The 2,264-nt window shown below is 68.8% G+C and carries 1 protein-coding gene; it reads left to right on the top strand.

Going from position 1 to position 2,264, the window contains the following annotated elements:
* Positions 1-2,264: methionine synthase (locus ABT063_RS51890; protein ID WP_351069345.1), on the top strand; the 2,264-nt coding region annotated here is incomplete at both ends.

A 2,264-nucleotide genomic window follows, 5' to 3' on the forward strand; every position in this document is an offset into this window, starting at 1 on the left:
GCCTCCCTCTACCAGACGGTGCCGTTCCGTCAGGACACCTCCTACCTGGCGATCGGCGAGCGGACGAATGCGAACGGCTCGAGGAAGTTCCGGGAGGCCATGCTGGAGGGCCGCTGGGACGACTGTGTGGAGATCGCCCGTGAGCAGATCCGTGAGGGCGCCCACATGCTCGACCTGTGTGTGGACTATGTGGGCCGGGACGGTGTCGCCGACATGGAGGAGCTGGCCGGCCGTTTCGCCACCGCCTCCACGCTGCCGGTGGTGCTGGACTCCACCGAGGTCGACGTCATCCGGGCCGGCCTGCAAAAGCTCGGCGGCCGCGCGGTGATCAACTCGGTGAACTACGAGGACGGCGACGGCCCCGAGTCCCGCTTCGCCAAGGTCACCCAGCTGGCCCGGGAGCACGGGGCGGCGCTGATCGCGCTCACCATCGACGAGGAGGGCCAGGCCCGTACCCCGCGGAAGAAGGTGGAGATCGCCGAACGGCTGATCGACGACCTGACCGGCAACTGGGGCATCCACGAGTCGGACATCCTCATCGACACCCTGACCTTCACCATCTGCACCGGTCAGGAGGAGTCCCGGGGGGACGGCATCGCCACCATCGAGGCGATCCGCGAACTCAAGCGCCGCCACCCGGACGTGCAGACCACGCTGGGCCTGTCGAACATCTCCTTCGGCCTGAACCCGGCCGCCCGCATCCTGCTCAACTCCGTCTTCCTCGACGAGTGCGTCAAGGCGGGCCTGGACTCGGCGATCGTGCACGCGAGCAAGATTCTCCCGATCGCCCGCTTCACCGAGGAAGAGGTCCAGACCGCCCTCGACCTCATCTACGACCGCCGCAGCGAGGGCTACGACCCCCTCCAGAAGCTCATGGCCCTGTTCGAGGGGGCCACCGCCAAGTCCCTGAAGGCGGGCAGGGCCGAGGAACTGGCCGCGCTGCCGCTGGACGAGCGTCTCAAGCGCCGCATCATCGACGGCGAGCGCAACGGCCTGGAGGCCGACCTCGATCTCGCGCTGGCCGAGCGCCCCGCCCTCGACATCGTCAACGAGACGCTGCTGGAGGGCATGAAGGTCGTCGGCGAGCTGTTCGGCTCCGGCCAGATGCAGCTGCCCTTCGTCCTGCAGTCCGCCGAGGTGATGAAGGCGGCCGTCGCCTACCTCGAGCCGCACATGGAGAAGACGGACGACGACGGCAAGGGCACCATCGTGCTGGCGACCGTGCGCGGCGACGTCCACGACATCGGCAAGAACCTGGTCGACATCATCCTGTCCAACAACGGCTACAACGTCGTCAACCTGGGCATCAAGCAGCCGGTCTCCGCGATCCTGGACGCGGCCCAGGAGCACCGGGCCGATGTGATCGGCATGTCCGGTCTGCTGGTGAAGTCCACGGTGATCATGAAGGAGAACCTGGAGGAGCTCAACCAGCGCGGCCTGGCGGCCGATTACCCGGTCATCCTCGGCGGTGCCGCGCTGACGCGGGCGTACGTCGAGCAGGACCTGCACGAGATCTACCAGGGCGAAGTCCGCTACGCCCGCGACGCGTTCGAGGGCCTGCGTCTGATGGACGCGCTGATCGGCGTCAAGCGGGGCGTGCCCGGCGCGAAGCTGCCCGAGCTGCGCCAGCGCCGGGTGCGTGCGGCGGCCCCCGCGGCCGAGGTGGAGGAGCGCCCGCAGGAGGGCCACGTCCGCTCCGACGTCGCCACCGACAACCCGGTCCCCAAGCCCCCCTTCCGGGACACCCGCGTCATCAAGGGCATCCAGCTCAAGGAATACGCGTCCTGGCTGGACGAGGGCGCCCTGTTCAAGGGCCAGTGGGGCCTGAAGCAGGCCCGCACCGGTGAGGGACCGTCATACGAGGAACTCGTCGAGACCGAGGGCCGGCCGCGGCTGCGCGGCCTGCTCGACAGACTCCAGACCGAGAACCTGCTGGAAGCCGCCGTCGTCTACGGCTACTTCCCGTGCGTGTCCAAGGACGACGACCTGATCATCCTGGACGAGCAGGGCAACGAGCGCACCCGCTTCACCTTCCCGCGCCAGCGCCGCGGCCGCCGGCTGTGCCTGGCGGACTTCTTCCGCCCGGAGGAGTCCGGCGAGACGGACGTGGTCGGCCTCCAGGTCGTCACCGTCGGCTCCCGCATCGGCGAGGAGACCGCCCGGCTCTTCGCGTCGGACTCCTACCGCGACTACCTCGAACTACACGGCCTGTCCGTGCAGTTGGCCGAGGCACTCGCCGAGTACTGGCACGCACGCGTACGTTC

The sequence above is a fragment of the Streptomyces sp. NPDC002838 genome, assembly GCF_040295365.1.
Taxonomy (GTDB): domain Bacteria; phylum Actinomycetota; class Actinomycetes; order Streptomycetales; family Streptomycetaceae; genus Streptomyces.